16 protein-coding genes and 1 riboswitch are annotated in these 18,552 nt (G+C 30.7%); of the genes, 1 reads left to right on the top strand and 15 read right to left on the bottom strand.

Annotated features, from left to right (window positions below; genetic code table 11):
* Positions 1-20: 20 nt before the first annotated feature.
* The 12 genes from B3792_RS12535 to udk all read right to left on the bottom strand — a co-directional run bounded on the left by B3792_RS12535 (position 21) and on the right by udk (position 14,512).
* Complete coding sequence (locus B3792_RS12535; RefSeq protein WP_291067072.1) at positions 21-266, bottom strand: hypothetical protein; 246 nt, start codon at positions 264-266, stop codon at positions 21-23.
* Positions 267-309: 43 nt separating this feature from the next.
* Positions 310-409, bottom strand: a riboswitch (SAM-I-IV-variant riboswitch).
* Positions 410-476: 67 nt separating this feature from the next.
* A complete protein-coding gene (locus B3792_RS12530; RefSeq protein WP_291067070.1) occupies positions 477-2,366 on the bottom strand; it encodes an ABC-F family ATP-binding cassette domain-containing protein in 1,890 nt (629 codons plus the stop codon).
* A gap of 35 nt (positions 2,367-2,401) precedes the next feature.
* Positions 2,402-3,583, bottom strand: coding sequence for an ABC transporter permease (locus tag B3792_RS12525; protein WP_125349238.1), 1,182 nt, complete (start codon positions 3,581-3,583; stop codon positions 2,402-2,404).
* A gap of 6 nt (positions 3,584-3,589) precedes the next feature.
* Positions 3,590-4,582, bottom strand: a complete 993-nt coding sequence (locus tag B3792_RS12520) for an HlyD family secretion protein (RefSeq protein WP_291069739.1) — start codon at positions 4,580-4,582, stop codon at positions 3,590-3,592.
* 4 nt (positions 4,583-4,586) lie between these two features.
* Complete coding sequence (locus tag B3792_RS12515; RefSeq protein ID WP_221855572.1) at positions 4,587-5,969, bottom strand: TolC family protein; 1,383 nt, start codon at positions 5,967-5,969, stop codon at positions 4,587-4,589.
* 146 nt (positions 5,970-6,115) lie between these two features.
* Positions 6,116-6,790 (bottom strand): hypothetical protein, encoded by a 675-nt coding sequence (locus tag B3792_RS12510; RefSeq protein ID WP_125349240.1) that lies wholly within the window; start codon positions 6,788-6,790, stop codon positions 6,116-6,118.
* 60 nt (positions 6,791-6,850) lie between these two features.
* The gene (locus B3792_RS12505) at positions 6,851-8,650 is read right to left on the bottom strand and encodes an ABC transporter ATP-binding protein (RefSeq protein ID WP_115001141.1); all 1,800 of its coding nucleotides are present in this window, start codon (positions 8,648-8,650) and stop codon (positions 6,851-6,853) included.
* A 3-nt stretch (positions 8,651-8,653) separates the two neighbouring features.
* The gene (locus B3792_RS12500; RefSeq protein WP_286475347.1) at positions 8,654-10,831 is read right to left on the bottom strand and encodes an FUSC family membrane protein; all 2,178 of its coding nucleotides are present in this window, start codon (positions 10,829-10,831) and stop codon (positions 8,654-8,656) included.
* Between the two features lie 62 nt (positions 10,832-10,893).
* Entirely contained in the window at positions 10,894-12,060 is a 1,167-nt protein-coding gene (locus B3792_RS12495; protein WP_115001137.1) for a THUMP-like domain-containing protein, read from the bottom strand.
* 127 nt (positions 12,061-12,187) lie between these two features.
* Positions 12,188-13,462 (bottom strand): methylmalonyl-CoA mutase family protein, encoded by a 1,275-nt coding sequence (locus B3792_RS12490; RefSeq protein WP_219034475.1) that lies wholly within the window; start codon positions 13,460-13,462, stop codon positions 12,188-12,190.
* The gene (locus B3792_RS12485; RefSeq protein WP_221855581.1) at positions 13,455-13,844 is read right to left on the bottom strand and encodes an FtsB family cell division protein; all 390 of its coding nucleotides are present in this window, start codon (positions 13,842-13,844) and stop codon (positions 13,455-13,457) included. The genes B3792_RS12490 and B3792_RS12485 overlap by 8 nt, the downstream gene beginning before the upstream one ends.
* On the bottom strand, positions 13,844-14,512 hold the full coding sequence (udk, locus tag B3792_RS12480) for a uridine kinase (RefSeq protein WP_260392473.1): 669 nt from the start codon (positions 14,510-14,512) through the stop codon (positions 13,844-13,846). Before udk ends, B3792_RS12485 begins: the two co-directional genes overlap by 1 nt.
* 339 nt (positions 14,513-14,851) lie before the next feature.
* Between udk and B3792_RS12475 the strand changes: the two genes are divergently transcribed.
* Positions 14,852-15,457 carry a DUF4126 domain-containing protein gene (locus B3792_RS12475; protein ID WP_221855583.1) on the top strand — a complete coding sequence of 202 codons (606 nt, stop codon included), beginning with the start codon at positions 14,852-14,854 and terminating at the stop codon, positions 15,455-15,457.
* A 191-nt stretch (positions 15,458-15,648) separates the two neighbouring features.
* Here B3792_RS12475 and B3792_RS12470 read toward each other — a convergent pair whose 3' ends face one another.
* The 3 genes from B3792_RS12470 to B3792_RS12460 all read right to left on the bottom strand — a co-directional run bounded on the left by B3792_RS12470 (position 15,649) and on the right by B3792_RS12460 (position 18,414).
* Positions 15,649-16,521 carry an acyl-CoA thioesterase gene (locus B3792_RS12470; RefSeq protein WP_286496182.1) on the bottom strand — a complete coding sequence of 291 codons (873 nt, stop codon included), beginning with the start codon at positions 16,519-16,521 and terminating at the stop codon, positions 15,649-15,651.
* An 8-nt stretch (positions 16,522-16,529) separates the two neighbouring features.
* The gene (locus B3792_RS12465; RefSeq protein WP_280049291.1) at positions 16,530-17,495 is read right to left on the bottom strand and encodes an NAD(P)H-dependent flavin oxidoreductase; all 966 of its coding nucleotides are present in this window, start codon (positions 17,493-17,495) and stop codon (positions 16,530-16,532) included.
* Positions 17,496-17,817: 322 nt separating this feature from the next.
* Positions 17,818-18,414, bottom strand: a complete 597-nt coding sequence (locus tag B3792_RS12460) for an RNA polymerase sigma factor (protein WP_115001114.1) — start codon at positions 18,412-18,414, stop codon at positions 17,818-17,820.
* Between the last annotated feature and the right edge of the window lie 138 nt (positions 18,415-18,552).

Raw genomic sequence — 18,552 nt, 5'->3', positions numbered from 1 at the left:
AAGTTTTCCTTTTTTTATATTTAATCTAAATATTCTAATCTATTTTCAACTAATATTACATGATGTTGAAGCGAAAATGTGTTTCCTCTTTCTATGGTTGTGCAATCAAAATTACGGAATTGTAATTCGTTGAATAATGTTTTGACATAACATCTTCTTGCAGAATTCCAAGAACTGTTTCCTACATTTTGATTAAAGCGTTCGATTAATTCGTTGTCAGTTAATTCACGAAATAATACGACAAATTCATTTTTTAGATTTTCCATTGTTTTAATTTTTTAATGATAAAAACAACAGGATAGAGTGGAGAATAACCTTTTATTTTGGCGTTTGCCCTCATTCTATACCACCGTAGCGCGGTTTTGGCTCGGTTGGTGTTCTGATTTTTCAGAAACTCCTGATGATTGATAGAGTAAATATAGAAATGAATTTTTAAAACAAAAAAAGGAACTCAAAAAAAGTTCCTATTCAATATTTTATTCGCTTAATTCTAACCAACGAAATTCTTTTTCTTCTAATTCGTCTACAATTTTTTGTAGTTCATCTCCAATAGTTGCGATTTTATCGTACCCTAAATTTGGGTCGGAAAGTAAATTCGTTAATTCTTCTTTTTTGGCTTCAAGAATTGGTAAAGATTTATTAATTTCTTCTAATTCTCGTTGTTCTTTAAACGATAATTTTTTTGGTTTTGTCTCTACATTTTTCTCTTTCGATTCAACTTTTTCCTGAATAACGATTTCTTTTTCAGCTTTTTTATCTTCTGACTCAGGTTTATTTTTATTTTCGATATGATATTCGGTATACGTTCCCATATAACGAGAAACTTTCCCTTCGCCTTCGAAAATCATTAATTCATCAACCACTTTATCCATAAAATATCTATCGTGGGAAACAACTAATAAACAGCCTTGATATTCTTCTAAGAAACTTTCAAGAACCGTCAAAGTTGGTAAATCTAAATCGTTTGTTGGCTCATCGAGAATCAAAAAGTTAGGATTTTTATACAAAATTGCTAATAATTGCAGACGTTTTTTCTCTCCGCCACTCAACTTTGAGATAAAAGTATGTTGTTGTTCTGGCGTAAACAAAAACATTTCTAAGAATTGCTCTGCACGCATTTCTTTTCCATTTGCAAGCGGGAAAAAATCGGCAATATCTTTCACAAACTCAATGACACGTTCATCTTCTTTAAAATCAATTCCATCTTGTTTGAAATGTCCAATATTTAAGGTTTCTCCACGTTCAATTGTTCCAGAATCCATAGTTTCGATTCCTTCTAACATTTTTAGGAAAGTCGTTTTACCAACTCCATTTTTTCCAACTAAACCAATTTTTCCACCACGAGCGAAAATATATGAGAAATCATCTAAAATTTTCTTTTGACCAAATGCTTTCGAAACATGTTCCATTTCGATGATTTTTTGACCCAAACGCGTCATTACCATCTCTAATTTTACTTGTTGATCGACAATTTTATGTTTAGCTACTTTTTCAGTATCATAAAACGCATCAATACGAGATTTAGACTTTGTTGTACGCGCTTGTGGTTGACGACGCATCCACTCAATCTCTTTACGATAAAGGTTTTTCGCTTTGTCAATTGTTGCATTTTGATTTTCGATACGCAATGCTTTGTTCGTAATATAAGTTTCGTAATTTCCCGAATGTACATACAATGTTTTGTCCTCCATTTCGAGAATTTTGGTACAAATTGCATCTAAGAAATAACGATCGTGCGTAACCAAAATCAATGTTTTGTTTTCTTTGTTCAAGAAATATTCAAGCCATTCCACCATTTCTATATCCAGATGGTTGGTAGGCTCATCTAAAATTAAAAGAACATATCCAGTTTCGAAACTTAAATCAATCAAAAACTTCGCTAAAGAAATACGTTTACGCTGACCACCAGAAAGTTTTCCAATTTTTTGATCCAAGAAATCAATCTTCAATTTTGATAAAATTTCTTTGATTGTTGGCTCAACTTTCCATGCATCTAAAACATCCATTTTTCCCATTAAATCAATTAAATCAGGATTTGTTGGGTCATTTTCGATCATGTTTTCATATTGACGAACAACATCTAAAACTTCATTCGAATGATTGAAAATATATTCTTCACTTTTCAAGTTTTCGTCAAAGTCATCACTTTGATCCAACATCAAGATTTTAACACCTTTATTTGGACGAACTTCGCCAGAATCGGCAGTTTCTAATCCAGCTAAAATTTTAAGTAAAGTAGATTTTCCACTTCCATTTTTTGCTACGAATGCGATTTGGTCTCCTTCATTTACATGAAAATTTACATCTTCAAATAAAGTTCTGATTCCGTATGATTTGGTTAGATTTTCAACTGTAAGAAAATTCATGGTTTATTATCTGTTTTGTAAATTAAAAAAAGATGCTAAATCTTTTCTGTTTCGATTTGTTTCATCGATTGTTTAGCTTTTCTTATTTTAACGATTAGAATAGCCAAAGATAAGACAAAGCAAATACTTCCTATTACAATTAGATTATTTAAATGTGGTTGAATTAACGCAGGATCGCCTTTTTCGATGAAAAGTATTCGGAATATTTTCAAATAATGTGTTAATGGAATGCAATCTGCAATTGCTTGAATCCATTTTGGCATTTGACTTAAAGGCCATGTAAATCCACTTAAAATGAAACTTGGTGTTGCAACAACCATCAAAACTTCGGTTGCTTTTAGTTGGCTTGGAAGGAGAATGCTGACTAAAAATCCTAAAAAGCAAACGGCTAAAATGAATGCAAGAGAAGAAGTGAAAAATGGCCAAAATTCGGTTTCTAATTTCATGTCATAAAACATTCCGAACCAATAATACAGCATATATATAAATACTGACATAAATAAATAAGGAAAAGTTTTGACGAATAAAATGGTAAACGGATTAGATGATTTTGAGATTAATTCATTAAATGTTCTGTTCTCAAATTCTGAAGCAAATGAAAGTGCTAAACCTAATAATAAAACCTGTTGCAAAACGGTTAATAAAACACCTGGAAGCATAAAATATAAATAGTTTCCACTTCTGATATTTTGGCGAATCATGGTAGATTTGAACGGTTCGTAGCTTTGTGTTGCAATATATTCTGGAACGCCTTGTTTTCGAGCTGTTTCTATTGAAATTCCGGCTTTCATTGTTGTTAGAACTGTCGTAATTGCGATTGCCGCTGTATTAGAAGTTAACGTGTTTGAAGCATTTACAAAATAAGCAATTTCGGGTAATTTTTTTTGTTGTACATCAGACTGAAAGTTTCGAGGAATGACAACCACAACTTCAGCTCCGATTGCTAAAGCTTTATTCTTAGAATCAAATGTTGAAGGTAAAACTTCAGCAACTTTCACCGATTCATTTTCATCCAACATCTGAATAATTTTTTGACTTGTCGTCGTACGATCTTCGTCTACAACAATAATTGGTAAATCGGTTACATTTCCTTTTTTATAAACATTTCCGATCAGGACACCATACATAATAGGAGCTCCCAAGAATAAAATTGGTAAAACAGGATTCTTGAAGAAAAGTTTGAATTCTCGTATAATTAAATGAAAAATCGTTTTCATCAGAATTTATTTAGCATTAAGATCTAAAACTACATTTGCTTTTGTCAATAGTTGAGCAGCTTGTTTATAGTCAACAGGAACAACTTTCACTTCATATTGCGATTGTTGTTGATCGATATCAGGATAAGCAGTCGAAATATTTGCATACGAATTAAGTGCTTTTATAGAAACAATTTTACCTTTCAAAACCATATTATTTTTATAAGGAACTTTTAAATTGACGATTTGATTTTTTTGCAATTGTCCGATTTTATTCTCAGGAATTGTAAATCTAAAAAATGTAGTTTCTTCTAAAATTCCGGTTGCAATAGAATATCCAGCCAAAGCTAATTCTCCAACTTTTAGATTAATTGTTTCAACCGTCATATCTTGTGGTGCTTTGATGTATCTTTCCGCCTCAGCAACATCTACTTCTTGCAAAGCTCCCAAAGCACGCTCTTTTTGTCCCAAAGCCATTTGTTGTTGCTCTACACGCGCACCATTTTCGGCATCAGCTAATTCCGCTTTTGCAGCTAAATATTGGTTTTTAGCGCCTTGATATTTAGCATAAACTTCATCATAACTTTGTTGTGGAACAAGACTATCTCGAAGCATATTTTTTAGTCGATGATTTGATTTTTCTGCATAATCTAATTGCTCTTTCAAGCCAGCAACTTTTGCACGCAATTGTTTCAATTGATTATCTGTAGCACCTTTTTTAGCCATTTCGTATTGAGCTTCGGCAGAATTTACAGCACCTTCTGCTTGACTTTTTTTCGCGTCAACTTCTGGTAATTGTAAGACAAAAAGCGTTTGTCCTTTTTTTACTTCATCGCCTTCGTGAACTAATATTTGATCTATTTTTCCTGGGATTTTTGTTACAACGCTAATTTGATCGCGCTCAATTTTACCTTGAAAAATAGTTTGCTGTTCTTTTTTATTTTCCTTGTCAGATGATTTACAGTTTGTAATAAAAATTAATCCGCTTAAAGCAAAAATATAGGATAATGTATTTTTCATGATTTTAATTTGAGATTTGATTAAATAATTCTCCAGAAGTTTGAAGTAATTCGTAGGTTTTAGAGCGTTGATCTAAGATTTGAGCATAATAACCTAGATTGGCTTTGTAATAATCATTTTCGGCAGCCAAACGTTCAGTTACATCTATTAATCCTTCTTGAAATCGTCTTGAAGCGATTTCTAAATTATTTGTTGCAATGGTATTTTGTTGATTATTTACTTTTAATTTTTCAGTAGAAGTTTCATAATCAATTTTGTTTTTACTTAATAATAAATTCAGTTTTTCTTGCGAATTTCTCAACTTGTTTTCATTTATTAAAATGTCAGTTTTTGCTTGTGCTAATTTATTTTTGTGTTGTCCGCCATCCAACAATTCCCACTTTGCGCCAATACCAATCAAAATATTAGGGAACATCGAAAATTGGTTCATTTTTAAATTAACATCACCTAATACATCACCATCTTTTAATTTGAAATGACTTCCAAAAATTGAGGTGTAATTGGTATTCGCGAATGCAAAAACTTGCGGTAAATGTGAACCTTTTTCCTTTTGATACAGAAATTCGTAAGCTTTTACAGAGTGTTCAAGTGCTTTCAATTCTTTTTTATTTTCTAAAGTATAGCTTGAAGCAAGAATATCAATAGGTGTAAGTTCGTATTGAATTTGTTGAAGATCTTGTTCAGATAGATGCGTCAACATTTCTAATTTTTTGTATAGCAATTGTCGATTACCGTTCAATTCTACTTGTCGGGCTTCTAACTCTAGAATTGCTAATTTTATTTTTTCCCGATCGTATGGAATAGCTAAACCATTTTGAATTGCTTTCTGCACTTTAAGATGTTCTTTATCCAATCGTTTTGCAGAATTTGAAATTAATTCTTCTACTTTGACCAATAACATCAATTGATCATAAGTTTGTAAAATATCTTTGGTTATAGTTTCTTTTTCGGCTTCTTTCAAATAATCTAAAGCAGTACTTTTTTCCTGAATAGCATTCAACGCATTTGGAATTTGTAATCCCGAAAATATAATTTGAGTGGCGTTAACTCCAACAGTAAATAATCCTGCAGAGGTATTGAATTTTTGATTACCCGAAAACAATTCTGTGGACAAAATATCGATTGATTTGGTTGGAATATCGATAATTCCGTTCGAGTTTAGATAACCACCCAGCGCAATTGCAGATAAACTTGGTTGTTGTTTACCTTTTACTTCGTTATATTGGTAATTGTTTTTCTCGACTTCCAATTGTTTATTTTTTAATTCGTAACTCGACTCAATCGCTTTTTCAACAGGCAATCGAAGTTGCGGATCAATCAATTGTTGTGCAAATCCCGAAATAGAAGTCAATAATGGAATAAAAGATAAATATCGTATAATAGGCATCCTATAATTTTAGCATAAAATTAACAAAAAATATACCATGAATAAAAGTCAATATTAGAATGTCATTAAAAATAAAAATCCTGAAACTTTTTAAGGGTTCAGGACTTCCAAAAGTTGCCAAAAAAATGGCGCATAGTTCAATGTATTTAATATTTATTATCAATAATATCCAACGTTTCGTTTAATGATTCTTTCATCATTTTCTCTAAATAATCCGTCGTACTTTTATTGATTGTTTCGTCTATATATTTAGTTCCACCAATTGTTTCGCTATATTTTAAAGCATTATTTTTAAGGTCTAAAATATTAATATAGACATATGTTTTTGCGATGTATTTCTGTTTGTTGGCAGGATCATAATCAAGACCCGATTTTACATTAATCAAAACTAAATCATCTTGATTAATCGCTTTTTTTAAATCATTAAATTTAACTTGATTTACATTTTCCTTTGTGATTAATTCATTTGGAACTAAGTTTTTATCAAATTTATCAATCATTTGATAAGTATACTTGTTATCGTTTAATATTTTCTCAGATTTATCACGAATTATTTTTACAATATCAAATTTAGAATTTATTTGTTTAAGCTGATTTTCAATTGATTTTGAATCAATGTTTTGATCTAAATTTTGAGAATTATGATCAAAAAAACCAAGAGAATCTATGTTAATGAGAACACCAACTTTGTTTACAGGAACGTCTAAAGCATTTTCGTAAGTTACCGTATTAAGTGCTAATTCTTTTGGAGCTTCTTTTTTTTGCTCGCAAGATTGGGTAAAAAACAATACCCCAACAATAAAATAAACTAATTTTTTCATACACTATCCTATTACCTCTTTAAAGGTAGTGATTTATAATGTTTTATAATAAAATTATTGCTAATAATTTTCTTCTTCTTCATCGTCAAAAGTTTTGGCAATTTTTTCAATGTTTAAGCTTTTTGCCATCGCATCAAAAATCTCTTTATAAGTGCCGTTCATTTTGTAGACATCTTCATGAATCCCGTGTTCTACAACTTCGCCTTGTTTCATCACGTATGTATAATCGGCATCGATAATTTGAGAAATACTATGCGAAATAATGATAACTGTTCGATCTTTTTTGATGGCATCCAAACTATTTTTAATCTGTTCTGTCGCAATTGCATCCAAACTTGCAGTAGGTTCGTCTAGAAAAATAATTGGTGGATTTTTGAGAAACATACGTGCTATGGCGATGCGTTGTTGTTGACCGCCAGATAACAATAAGGCTTTGGATTGATAACCTTCTGGCAAGTCCATAATTTGTTCATGAATATAAGCGCGTTTTGCAGCATCTTCTATTTCTCCGAAAGTTGCGTTTACATTTCCATAACGAATATTTTCTTCAATTGTTCCATTAAAAATGTGATTTTTTTGTAAAACCAACCCAATATTATCACGTAAAAATTGCGTGTCATATTCTTCTAAATCAATTCCATCAAGTAGAATTTTTCCAGAATCAGGTTGATAAAATTTATCTAACAAATTAATCACTGTACTTTTTCCAGCACCAGACAAACCAACTAAAGCAGTAATTTTATTGGGTTGAATTGTCATGTTGATATTTTTCAAGGCTTTGTAACCATTTGGATAAGAAAAGTCAACATTTTGGATTTCGAATTTTCCTTTTAGATTTGTTGGAAGATAATTCCCAGATGATTCTTTTTCATTGTCTGCTTTCAAAATTCCAAAGAAACTTTCGGAATAAATCATAGCATCATTCATTTCATCGTAAATACGATGCAGTTGACGAATAGGCGCAGAAACGTTGTTAAACAACAAAATATGAAACATAATTGCACCAATTGTCATTTGTCCGTCAAGAACCAAATACGAAGTTAAAATAATGATAATCACTACGCCAAACTGCTCGATAAAAGATTTTAAACCATCAAAAAAGAAGCTTGTTTTGCGTGTTTGCATTTGATTATTCGTCAATTCTTTTTGCAAATCAAGTTGTTTTTTACCTTCTATATCTTCTCGGTTAAATGATTTAATTACTGTAATTGAATCAATTATGCTGATAATTCCTTGTGATTTTTGTTCACGATAACCTCTTAAGTTTCGTCGCCAACCACTCAGCTTTTTCGCTTGCTGTTGCGTGATAATGAAATAAATCGGAACGATACAAAGTCCAACCAATCCAACATAAAAATTAGCATTGAACATTAAAATTAAAGCAACAATTGAATTGGCAAAAAGTGGAAGAATATCGATAAAAAAGTTTTGAACTAAACGTGTCAAACTTTCAATTCCTCTGTCAATACGGGTTTGAAGTTTTCCTGCTTGATTATCTTGATTTGTATAAAATGCCATTCTATACGTCAAAATCTTTTCGATAATGGTTTGTGCTAAATCTTGTGAAACTAAGATTCTAAGCTTTTCACCATAATATTTTTGACCAAATGTGATAAAAGCATTCAAGATTTCTTTTGTCATCAAAACAATTGAAATAAACGAAATGATTTTCAGACCTTCTTTTAATCCTTTTCCAGCTTCAACCAAACCATTTATAGAATCTACGGTATACTGTAAAATAAGGGCGTTTACCTGTGACGTAAAAGATCCAACTAAGGTTAGGAGCAAAGTTGCGACAACCAAAGAACGATAAGGTTTTACAAATGGACGTAGATTTTTAAACAGTTGAATGATTGTCATTTATTATTCTTTTAACGGTTGTTCTTTCACAAAAACGTGACCAACTTTTGTGAAATCGTAAGCAATCTCGTATAAATACTCTAATAGATCTTCAATCAGTTCAGAATCATTTTGCAAAGCCTCTGTTTCAATTTCAGTATATGCAACAGTTTTTTCTCCAAATTCTATTGTTTTAGGTAAATTTTCTGTTTCATATTCGCCATAAAGCCGAATGTTTTGTAACAATAATTGCAAAATTTTCTTCATCAATCGAATGTGTTCTGAAGTTAAAATAACAGAATTGTTTTTCTTTAAAATTTTAACTAAACCAACTGAATATGAGACAAATGACTGGTTGAAAATGGTGAATTTATTCAGTACGTTAGCATTTTCTTGTTTTCCTTTCGGTTCAGAAATTACACGTTGAAAAACTGAATTAATATTTGCCATTGCAATAAAAACATCTTTTCTAGCTAACTTATAATCAGTTGTAGAAACTTCGTTGTCTGCTAATTTTTTAAAAACCAAATAAATAAACTCATAATTTGCAATCAATGCTTTTTGAATATATTCGTTCATATTATTTTTTTCCCAAGTTGGTAAAATCAAATAACTCGAAATAAACGCCATAAATCCTCCAACAAGTGTGTCAATAAAACGTTCTTGAATAATATACAATGAATCTTTTTGCGAATAAAAACTAAACGAAATAAGAATATATGCGGTTAAATAAAATGTACCAATTGCATATTTATGACGAATAAAAGTGTAAGCCATCAACATGAAAATAAGCATTAAAGCAAATCGGATACTGTGTTGAGGAATAATCAATAATATTAAAACCCCAACTAATCCACCGCCAATTGTTCCTTTCAAACGCTGAAAGTTTCGCTTTTTTGTTACGCTAAAACCAGGTTTTAAAATCACTAAAACTGTCATCAAAATCCAGTAACTATGGTAAGTCATCGGAATAATAAACGTGACACCATAAGCTAATAACATTACAATTGATGCACGAATTGCATGTCTAAAAATTGAAGATTTTAGATTCAGATGATCTTTTAATTTTCGTAAAGAATAATCAACTGTAGGTTCAAAATGTTCGGCATGATCCAGTGGATTTTTCTTTTTTTCTGTGAATGAATCATCATAGAAAAATTTATGGATAAACTCTATTTTATAAACAATTTGCTTTAAATTGATGTAAATTTTAGATAAAACGATTGGTTTTTGTCCTTCTGCATATAATTCTTTGATAGCATCATCAATCTTTTTCAACTCAACTTCAAAGTCAAAAGTAGGTTGTTTAGGACGTTTGTTCGAGTTAATATGATAAGCAATCATTTTAAGCTCATGCGCTAATTTATTCATTAAATTATAGATTTTGCGCATTGCTTTTGTATCACCGTAAACTTCTCGAATTTTCACATAATCGTATTGATTTGCTGTTACATTTTCAAATATATCCACCAAATCAGAAAAAATAAACACAATCGAACGCCCAATTGGTGTCAGGTCTTTTACCAATTTTTTGTTCGAAAAAACTAATTCACGAACTAAACTTTGTTTTTCGTTAATTACAACATGTTCATCGATTAATTTTTTGATAATATCATCGTAATTAGAGTCTTTATCAAACATAGAAGCCTTGATTCGAATGTATTCAGAAATATGAATCATTGTATCAGCTAAGTTTTGCTGCGCCATACGATAAGGACGAAAGGTACTAATAGCTAGGCTAAAAATAGTGTACCAAGCTGCTCCAGCAGTCACAAAAAGTGCAATATGAAGAGGACTTAACTCATGTCGTAAATCATTCATATTCATTACCATTGACATCATAATGACCATTCCAAGCGCACTTGTACGTTGTCCCCAAACGGTTAACATGTTAGAAAAGAATACGATAAGTGTTAAACAAATACCTAGAAATATTGGGTAACTGTTAATCGTTTTGGTGAAATATGAAACAAGGAAAATCAAGAGCACGGAAAGCCACATCAGGTTTCGGCGTTCTTTAAATGGACCAGGTGTATCCGTCATGTGTGCTAAAACTGCACCAAGACTTATCGTTACACCGGCATATAAATCGCCAAACAAGCTGGCTACGATAGGCGGAATGATAATCGCTAAAGAAGTTTTTAAGCCATCTGAAAGCGCTTCTCCGTAGATAAAGTTTTCAATTTTATTGATGATTTTCAAGTGTAATTTTTTAAGGTTGAAAATTGTTGTATAAAATTAACACAACTTTTTTCGAAACCCAACTAAACTCGTGAAGTTTTTAGAATATGAAAACCATCAATGCTTTGAGTAAAAATTAAAGTTGTTGTACCACCATCAATAATTTTGAATTTTTTCTTGATAACGTCTATTGGCTGATTGTAATTTTTGACTAATAAATTCGCTTTTGTTTTTAGAATTTCTTTTTTTTGATTTTTAATTTCTTCTTCAATCAAGTAAATTTTTCCAGGAAAATTCTCTAAAAGTTCATTCGAAGTATACAAATGAGTATTCTGATGAAGTTTATGAAGATTGAATTTTTCGCTCAATAATTTGAAAGCACCAGTTTTTAGAATCGCAACATTTGGTTCGTAAATATAACGTTGAATTCCTCCAAAACTTGCATTCGCACTATATTCTTCTTCAAAATGAAAAGAAAATTCGGATTGATTATTTTCTAAATTAACAGCTTTTATCAAAGGGTTTTTTGTTGAAGAATTTTTATCTAAAATGATTAGAAAATCTTTCACTTCATTTTTTAATGCAACAATGTGTATTTCAAAAATTGAATCAATTTGTTGTAGGGTAGAAGTGATGTCTAATAAAGGCGAAAGCTTGATGATAATTTTCTCTGTTTTTTCGGAAAAAGTTGGAATCCATTCTAAAATATTTGGCTCTAAATCTTCCAAAATAAATTTTCTTCCGCTCGAATTTCTTCTTGCTGGATCGAGATAAATAACATCAAATTTTAATGTAGGATTTTCTTCAAAAAAAGACTGAAAAGTTCCTGTATAGGTTTCTAAATTTGGCGCTAAAATTTTAGCATTATGTTGTACAATCTCACTCAATTCAGGATTTTGTTCGATGTGATATACTTTGTCAAAATTCTTTGCAAAAGCCATGGTATCAATTCCAAAACCTGCGGTTAAATCAATCAAATTTTTTCCTTTAACTAAAGTTGATTTATAATTTGCTGTGGCTTCTGAACTTGCTTGTTCCAAATTAATTGAAGGCGGAAAATAAATATTTTCTGTCGAATAAAGTGTTGGAAATTTATGTTTTGAAACTTGAATTCCTTTCAATTGTTGTGCAATTTCAGCAGAAGAAATTTCTTCAAACAACGATTTTTTCAAACCTATAGATTTGATGTCTTCATGTTCGATTATTTTCAGATAATCTTGAAATTCTTTTGTTAAAATAGTTGGATTCAAAATGTTATTTTTTGACGTAAAATATTATTTTATTAAACACAAAACTTCAGTATCCATCACAGCTACTGAAGTTTCGATTATATTATTAAGTTCTTTTAATGAAATTGGCATCCAATTCATGTAAAAACTATTTTTTTTCCTCTTTTTCTGCCAAACGAGTTGGAACAATCGGAACAAAAAGTGCTTGTTTTACCACTTTTTCTTTTGGCGATTTCTCAATCACATCTGCAGGGTTTCTAAATTTGTTTACACCAATTAATTTAATGGTTTGCTCATCGAAATCTTTTTGCTCTTTTTTCGCGCTTGTGTAAATAAAATCTTGAATAGTTTCATTTTGTAAAGCATTTACAAAACCTCCTACATTTTGTATTGTTTTAAACAATTCTAACGCATTTTCAGCCATTTGATTTGTCAAACTTTCAATGTAGAAAGAACCAGCAGCAGGATCAGTAAATTGATTCAAATAAGATTCTTTTTGTAACAATAATTGTTGTTTTGCGGCTAATTCTAATCCAAAATCAGACTCTTTATTAACTTCATCATATGATCCAACAAAAATAGCGTCACTTGATCCGAAGATAGCCGAAGAAGCTTCTATTGTAGAGCGAATAACGTTGTTGTAAATATCTAATTTAGATTTATTGCGATCGGATGTTGAAGTGAAAATAAATGCTTCACTTTCTTTATTATATTGCTCCAAAATCATTTTCCATAAAAAGCGAAATGCTCTTAATTTCGCAACTTCGAAGAAATAATTACTTCCAACAGCAAATTTAAAATAAATTTTGTCCGCAATATCAGCTCCAAAATTTTCTAAATATTCTACTGCATGTGCAAGTGTAATCGCAATTTGTTGAACATGATTTGCTCCAGCATTTTGATAAACATCTCCTTGAATTGAAATTACTTTTTCGAAATTTTTCAATGCCAAAGCTTCTTTCACCAATTCTTTTGATGCTTTTTCTGAATCATTTTGCCAAAGTCCATTCTGTGCCAAATATCCATAAATATCTAAATCTAAATATTTCAGATTTGGAAGATTTTCAAGCGATTTTAAATCAGAAGTTCCATTATATTTAATAAATAAATCTAGATAATTAGGAAGTTCTAACGATGAATCAATTTGATTTTGATTAATCAAATATCCATACAAAAAGCTGTAATCTTGGTTTTTATTTCCAGTATATTTCGAAATAATTTTCCAATCTTTTGAGGATTTTGGTAATGGTTGTACAGCCGAATAATCGACATCATCCTTTGTATATAATGGTTTTACATTTATTTGATCGTTCGTTCCCCAAACCAAAGTTTCATTATATTCTAAACCTTTTAGCTCGACTTGAACTTTATTTTTCCATTCTTTTTCAGAAATAGAATCAAAATTTTCAAATAACTTACTCATTTTCTTTATTTTGCGGCTTCGTAACTTTTTCTTGCTGAATGATAAAAATATCTTCATCATCTTTTTTCAAGAAATGCTTTTCTCTTGCAATCCTTTCAATTTCAGCAGGATTACTATTTAGTTGATTTAATTTTTCAGACTCAGTATCCAAGTGTTCTTGGTAATATTGTTGATCAACTTCTAATAATTTGATTTGTTTATCCAACTCGCGATGTACGAAAAAAGAATTTTGGTCGAAAAAAATCATCCAAACAGCAAACGCAACCGTTAGAACAAAGTAACGATTCCAAACAAATTTGAATACACGTGTATCCTTAATTTTTCTTTTCGGTACTTCTGGTGTAAGTTCTTTGTCAAAGATTTCTTCCGATTTTTCTTTCATTATACAGTAGTTTTCGAGTTGAGTTTTTCTTTAATTACAGTTGATAAAACTTTGATTGCGACAGAATTTTTCTTTTTCATATTCGGAATAATAATGTCTGCATAGTTTTTAGATGGTTCTATAAATTGCTGATGCATAGGTTTTAACGTTTTTTGATAACGTGTTAAAACTTCGTCTAAATCGCGCCCACGTTCTTGTATATCACGGCGTACGCGACGAATTAAACGTTCGTCAGAATCTGCATGAACAAAGATTTTTACATCAAATAAATCGCGTAAATCTGGGTCAGTCAATACCAAAATTCCTTCTACAATAATAACCGATTGTGGATGTGTTAAAATCGTTTCTTCCTTGCGACTATGCGTAATAAACGAATAGACAGGTTGTTCTATTGATACGCCATTTTTCAATAAAGCGACATGTTCTTTTAGTAATTCGAAATCAATTGATCTTGGGTGATCAAAATTGATCTTAGAACGTTCATCAAAAGATAATTCAGGATGATCTTTATAATAATTATCTTGAGAAATAACGATAACGCTTTCCGCGTTAAGATCTCTTAAAATATTATTTACAACAGTTGTTTTTCCCGAACCTGTTCCTCCTGCAATTCCTATTACTAGCATTTTTGTTTTATTATTTTTTTTAATTTCGTTTGATGTTTCCATTGCAAGAGTTCTCGTAAAATTTCCTTAAAGATAAAATTTTCCTATCAGAAATTAAAATAAAAAGAAATCGATTCTTGCAAAATTTTAAATGTTGTCGTGAAGAAGTTTTGGTTGATTGATTTTGAGAAAAGAAATAATTATCGATGCATTTAAAAAATGATTGATTTATTATTCGATTATTTAGATGTAACTCAAACATTTAGGTTTATTTATACAAAAAAAGTACTTTGCAGTACTTGGTTTCTCTTAATCGGATGCAAAGGAAAGAAAAAAATATAAAAACTTTATCTTTTTTATCATTATATTTATAAGATCAGAACTATTATAAAATACTAAACTATGAACGATTTAATCTCAATGTCTACTATTTTTTCGTTATTTCTCGGAATAGGATTAGCCGCCGCTGCTGGTTTTCGGATTTTTCTTCCCTTATTTATATTGAGTTTAGCTGTCAAATTTGCAGGAAGTTTTATTAATCTCGACGAAAATTGGATGTGGGTTGGGAGTACACCAGCTCTTATAACACTTGGTGTAGCGATGTTAGTGGAAATTGGAGCTTATTATATTCCAATTATTGATAATTTGTTGGATACGATTGCGGTTCCCTTAGCTGGAATTGCAGGAACAATAGCGGTTGGAATTACGATGCCAGAAATGAACGAAGTTGCAACTTGGGCTTTGGCGATTATAGCAGGAGGAGGAACTGCGGCTGCGATTAGCGGTACAACTGCTGCTGCAAGAGCTGTTTCGACCACCACAACTGCGGGAGCTGGAAATTTTTTGGTTAATACAGGTGAAACGTTTAGTTCTATTGTATTAAGTATTACGGCAATTGTATTGGCTCCTTTGGCGTTTATTTTTGTACTGATTATTTTATATGTGTGTTATAGAGCATATAAAAGTGTTAGAAAAAAAGGTGATCAGTTATTGGCGGAAGAATTGTGAAAGAGTGAAGAATTGAATATATAAAAGAGCTAAATTATTAGCTCTTTTTTTTTGTTATATATTAGTATTTCAAGTTTTTCTTTTTAAGTAAATATTAATTCAAAAATATTTAGAATAAGATTAACTAGAAGTTAAGTTTATAAAATAGAAAAAGTCTTGTAATTTTTTTACAAGACTTTTTGAAATATAAATTATTCCTTCTCTTTCACTATTGGTCTTATTAGACCTTCTTGCGCAACGCTACAAATTAGTTCACCAGAACGATTGAATAAATTTCCTCGTGTAAAACCTCTTGTATCATTTGCACTTGGAGATTCAACATTAACTAATATCCAATCATGCAAATTTGGTTCTCGGTGAAACCAAATTGAATGATCTAAGCTGGCCATTTGTGTGTTTCCAAAGTGAGCTTTAGAAGCATGAGGTTTTATTGCTGTTGATAATAAATTGTAATCAGAGCTATACGCAATTAATTGCTGAATAATTGGTAAAGGTAAATCCTCTGGAACATCATTAAAAGTTAACCAAACATTACTAAAATTAGGATAATCTTTTTTCTCAAAAGGATTCACAAATTCAACAGGTTTAAAATCTAACGGACGCTCTGCTAAGACAAATCGCATAATTGATTTTGGTAAAACTGAACCAAATTGTTCTGCTACATCATTCCAGCTCATTAATTCTTCAGGAGGCGTTACAACAGGCATTTTTTCTTGATGCTCGTAACCTTCTTGCTTCAACTGAAAGGAACAAGCCATTACAAAAATAGGCACACTGTCTTGCTTTGCTGTGACAACACGTGTACTAAAACTTCCTCCATCACGAAGATTTGCTACTTCAAAATAGATAGGTTTTTCTAAATGTCCAGGTAAAATAAAGTAGGAGTGAAGGGAATGGCAAAAACGATCTGAAGGAACAGTTTGATACGCAGCATGCAAAGCTTGGCTTACAACTTGTCCTCCAAAAACATTTGGACTTCCCATAAAAGAACTTTTCCCTTCGAATAAATTTTCTTCTAATTTTTTGAGAGAAATTAATTCGATGAGTTCTTGAGTAGTTTTCATTATTAAATTTAAAATTTCAAATTATTTAATTTCTGCACATTTTGTTCTAATGCACATTTATATTCATTTTTCATTCGATAGACTAATTCTTCGGTTGAAATAATATCATGAATTCCAGAAACTCCGTGTCCAGCAGACCAAATGTCTTTCCATGCTTTATGTCCATCGCCTCCAATTAATTTCGAAAAATCTTCTTCTTTCTTTTCGTCTAAATCAATTCCAGAATGTATAATACTTGGTTTCAAGAAATTTGCATTTACACCAGAAATTCCATCTGTATAAATCACATCTTCGAAAGTAGAATCGACTAACATTGTTTTATAATCTTGATTCGCAGAGGCTTCTTTTGTCGCGATAAAACGAGTTCCGATGTATGCAAAATCAGCACCCATATTTTCAGCTGCTAAGATATCGTTTCCGTTGTTCATCGCACCTGCTAAAATTAAACAACCATCGTAAAAAGTGCGAATATCATCAATCAAAGCAAAAGGATTAGCCGTACCAGCATGTCCACCAGCACCAGAAGCTACAGCAATAATTCCATCTACACCAGCTTCAGCAGCTTTTTCCGCATGACGTTTTTTGATCACATCATGAAAAACCAAACCTCCATAACTATGAACTGCATCTACAACTTGTTTTACAGCACCAAGCGACGTAATAATAAGCGGTACTCTATATTTTGCACATAAAGCTAAATCACCTTCGAGACGAGGGTTTGTTTTGTTAACGATTAAATTCACTCCAAATGGAGCTGCTTTTTTACCTGTTTCATCTTCAAATTGTTTTAATTGAGAAGTGATATCAATTAACATTTGTTCGAAATCTTCGGCTGTTCTTCCATTCAAAGAAGGGAAAGTTCCACATACACCATTTTTACATGCTTCTACAACTAATTCAGTTCGAGAAACAAGAAACATAGGTGAAGTGATTAAAGGTAAATCTAAACTATTTTTAAATTCTTGTAGGGTCATACTAAAATTTTTTTGATGTGGTATAGGATGCAATATAGTTATAAATTGAGTTATGATTTTCAGAAAAGATTAATTTATTTGCATAAAAAAATCCTGAAATGTTTAATATTTTCAGGATTTTTTATTTGATAAAAGCAGTGTTCGATTAATTTAAATTTAGGATTATTATTTCCTTCACGTTATTTAATTTCAATGCTGAAATTGATTTTGAAAACATTAATAATTTTTCAATCGTTGATTGTTTTGGTTCAAATTTTTCTGAGTAAAATTCAATCATAAAAACTTATTTACTTTAAAAACGTTAAATAGATAAGTTTATTTTTTAATCGATTGTTAAAATAATGTTATTATTTTCGATAACTTTTCTTAAGTTGATAATTGCATAGCGCATTCTTCCTAATGCTGTATTAATACTAACATTTGTTTCTTCCGCAATTTCTTTGAAACTTAATTCTTTGAAGATTCTCAGTTCTAAGACTTCTCTTTGATCACTTGGTAATAAAGTAACAAGGTATCTTAAATCATTTTCAATTTGCTTTTTAATGATTTTGGTTTCGGAACATTCGTCAGAATTTCCAATAAAATCGAAAATATTATATTCGTCATCATATTTACCTATAGTTTCTCTAACAGCAGGCATTTTCTTAATATTTCGAAAATAATCAATAGTTAAATTATGCGCAATACGCATTAGCCAAGGTAAAAATTTTCCTTCTTCATTATATCCGCCACTTTTTAGTGTAAGAATAACTTTTATGAAAGTATCTTGGAAAATATCTTCAGTGATATCTTTGTCTAAAACTTTTGAGAAAATGAAACTATAGATTCTACTTTTATACTTCTCAATTAAAATTTCTAAAGCATATTCATTACCATCAACATAGTCTTTGATTAGCAATGAGTCTTCTTCGTAATTCATAAGGTAGATAATTTGGTTTAGTAAGTAGATTTTTTTATCTATAGGCTTCTTGTTTTTTTATAAGTGATTCAAATATAGTCAAAGTTTGAATCAAAACAAGTGAATTAACATAAAAAGAGGACTGTCTCTTAAAGTGTG

This window comes from Empedobacter sp. UBA5924 (assembly GCF_002431085.1).
In the GTDB taxonomy this organism is placed as follows: Bacteria; Bacteroidota; Bacteroidia; order Flavobacteriales; family Weeksellaceae; genus Empedobacter; species Empedobacter falsenii_B.
This window is presented reverse-complemented; position numbering and strand designations above follow the sequence as displayed.

Coding starts and splice junctions, on each gene's coding strand:
- B3792_RS12490 (WP_219034475.1), bottom strand. CDS start 13,462: ATGAGTAAGTTATTTGAAAATTTTGATTCTATTTCTGAAAAAGAATGG.
- B3792_RS12535 (WP_291067072.1), bottom strand. CDS start 266: ATGGAAAATCTAAAAAATGAATTTGTCGTATTATTTCGTGAATTAACT.
- B3792_RS12465 (WP_280049291.1), bottom strand. CDS start 17,495: ATGACCCTACAAGAATTTAAAAATAGTTTAGATTTACCTTTAATCACT.
- B3792_RS12485 (WP_221855581.1), bottom strand. CDS start 13,844: ATGAAAGAAAAATCGGAAGAAATCTTTGACAAAGAACTTACACCAGAA.
- B3792_RS12520 (WP_291069739.1), bottom strand. CDS start 4,582: ATGAAAAATACATTATCCTATATTTTTGCTTTAAGCGGATTAATTTTT.
- B3792_RS12505 (WP_115001141.1), bottom strand. CDS start 8,650: ATGACAATCATTCAACTGTTTAAAAATCTACGTCCATTTGTAAAACCT.
- B3792_RS12525 (WP_125349238.1), bottom strand. CDS start 3,583: ATGAAAACGATTTTTCATTTAATTATACGAGAATTCAAACTTTTCTTC.
- B3792_RS12515 (WP_221855572.1), bottom strand. CDS start 5,969: ATGCCTATTATACGATATTTATCTTTTATTCCATTATTGACTTCTATT.
- udk (WP_260392473.1), bottom strand. CDS start 14,512: ATGGAAACATCAAACGAAATTAAAAAAAATAATAAAACAAAAATGCTA.
- B3792_RS12460 (WP_115001114.1), bottom strand. CDS start 18,414: ATGAATTACGAAGAAGACTCATTGCTAATCAAAGACTATGTTGATGGT.
- B3792_RS12510 (WP_125349240.1), bottom strand. CDS start 6,790: ATGAAAAAATTAGTTTATTTTATTGTTGGGGTATTGTTTTTTACCCAA.
- B3792_RS12530 (WP_291067070.1), bottom strand. CDS start 2,366: ATGAATTTTCTTACAGTTGAAAATCTAACCAAATCATACGGAATCAGA.
- B3792_RS12475 (WP_221855583.1), top strand. CDS start 14,852: ATGAACGATTTAATCTCAATGTCTACTATTTTTTCGTTATTTCTCGGA.
- B3792_RS12470 (WP_286496182.1), bottom strand. CDS start 16,521: ATGAAAACTACTCAAGAACTCATCGAATTAATTTCTCTCAAAAAATTA.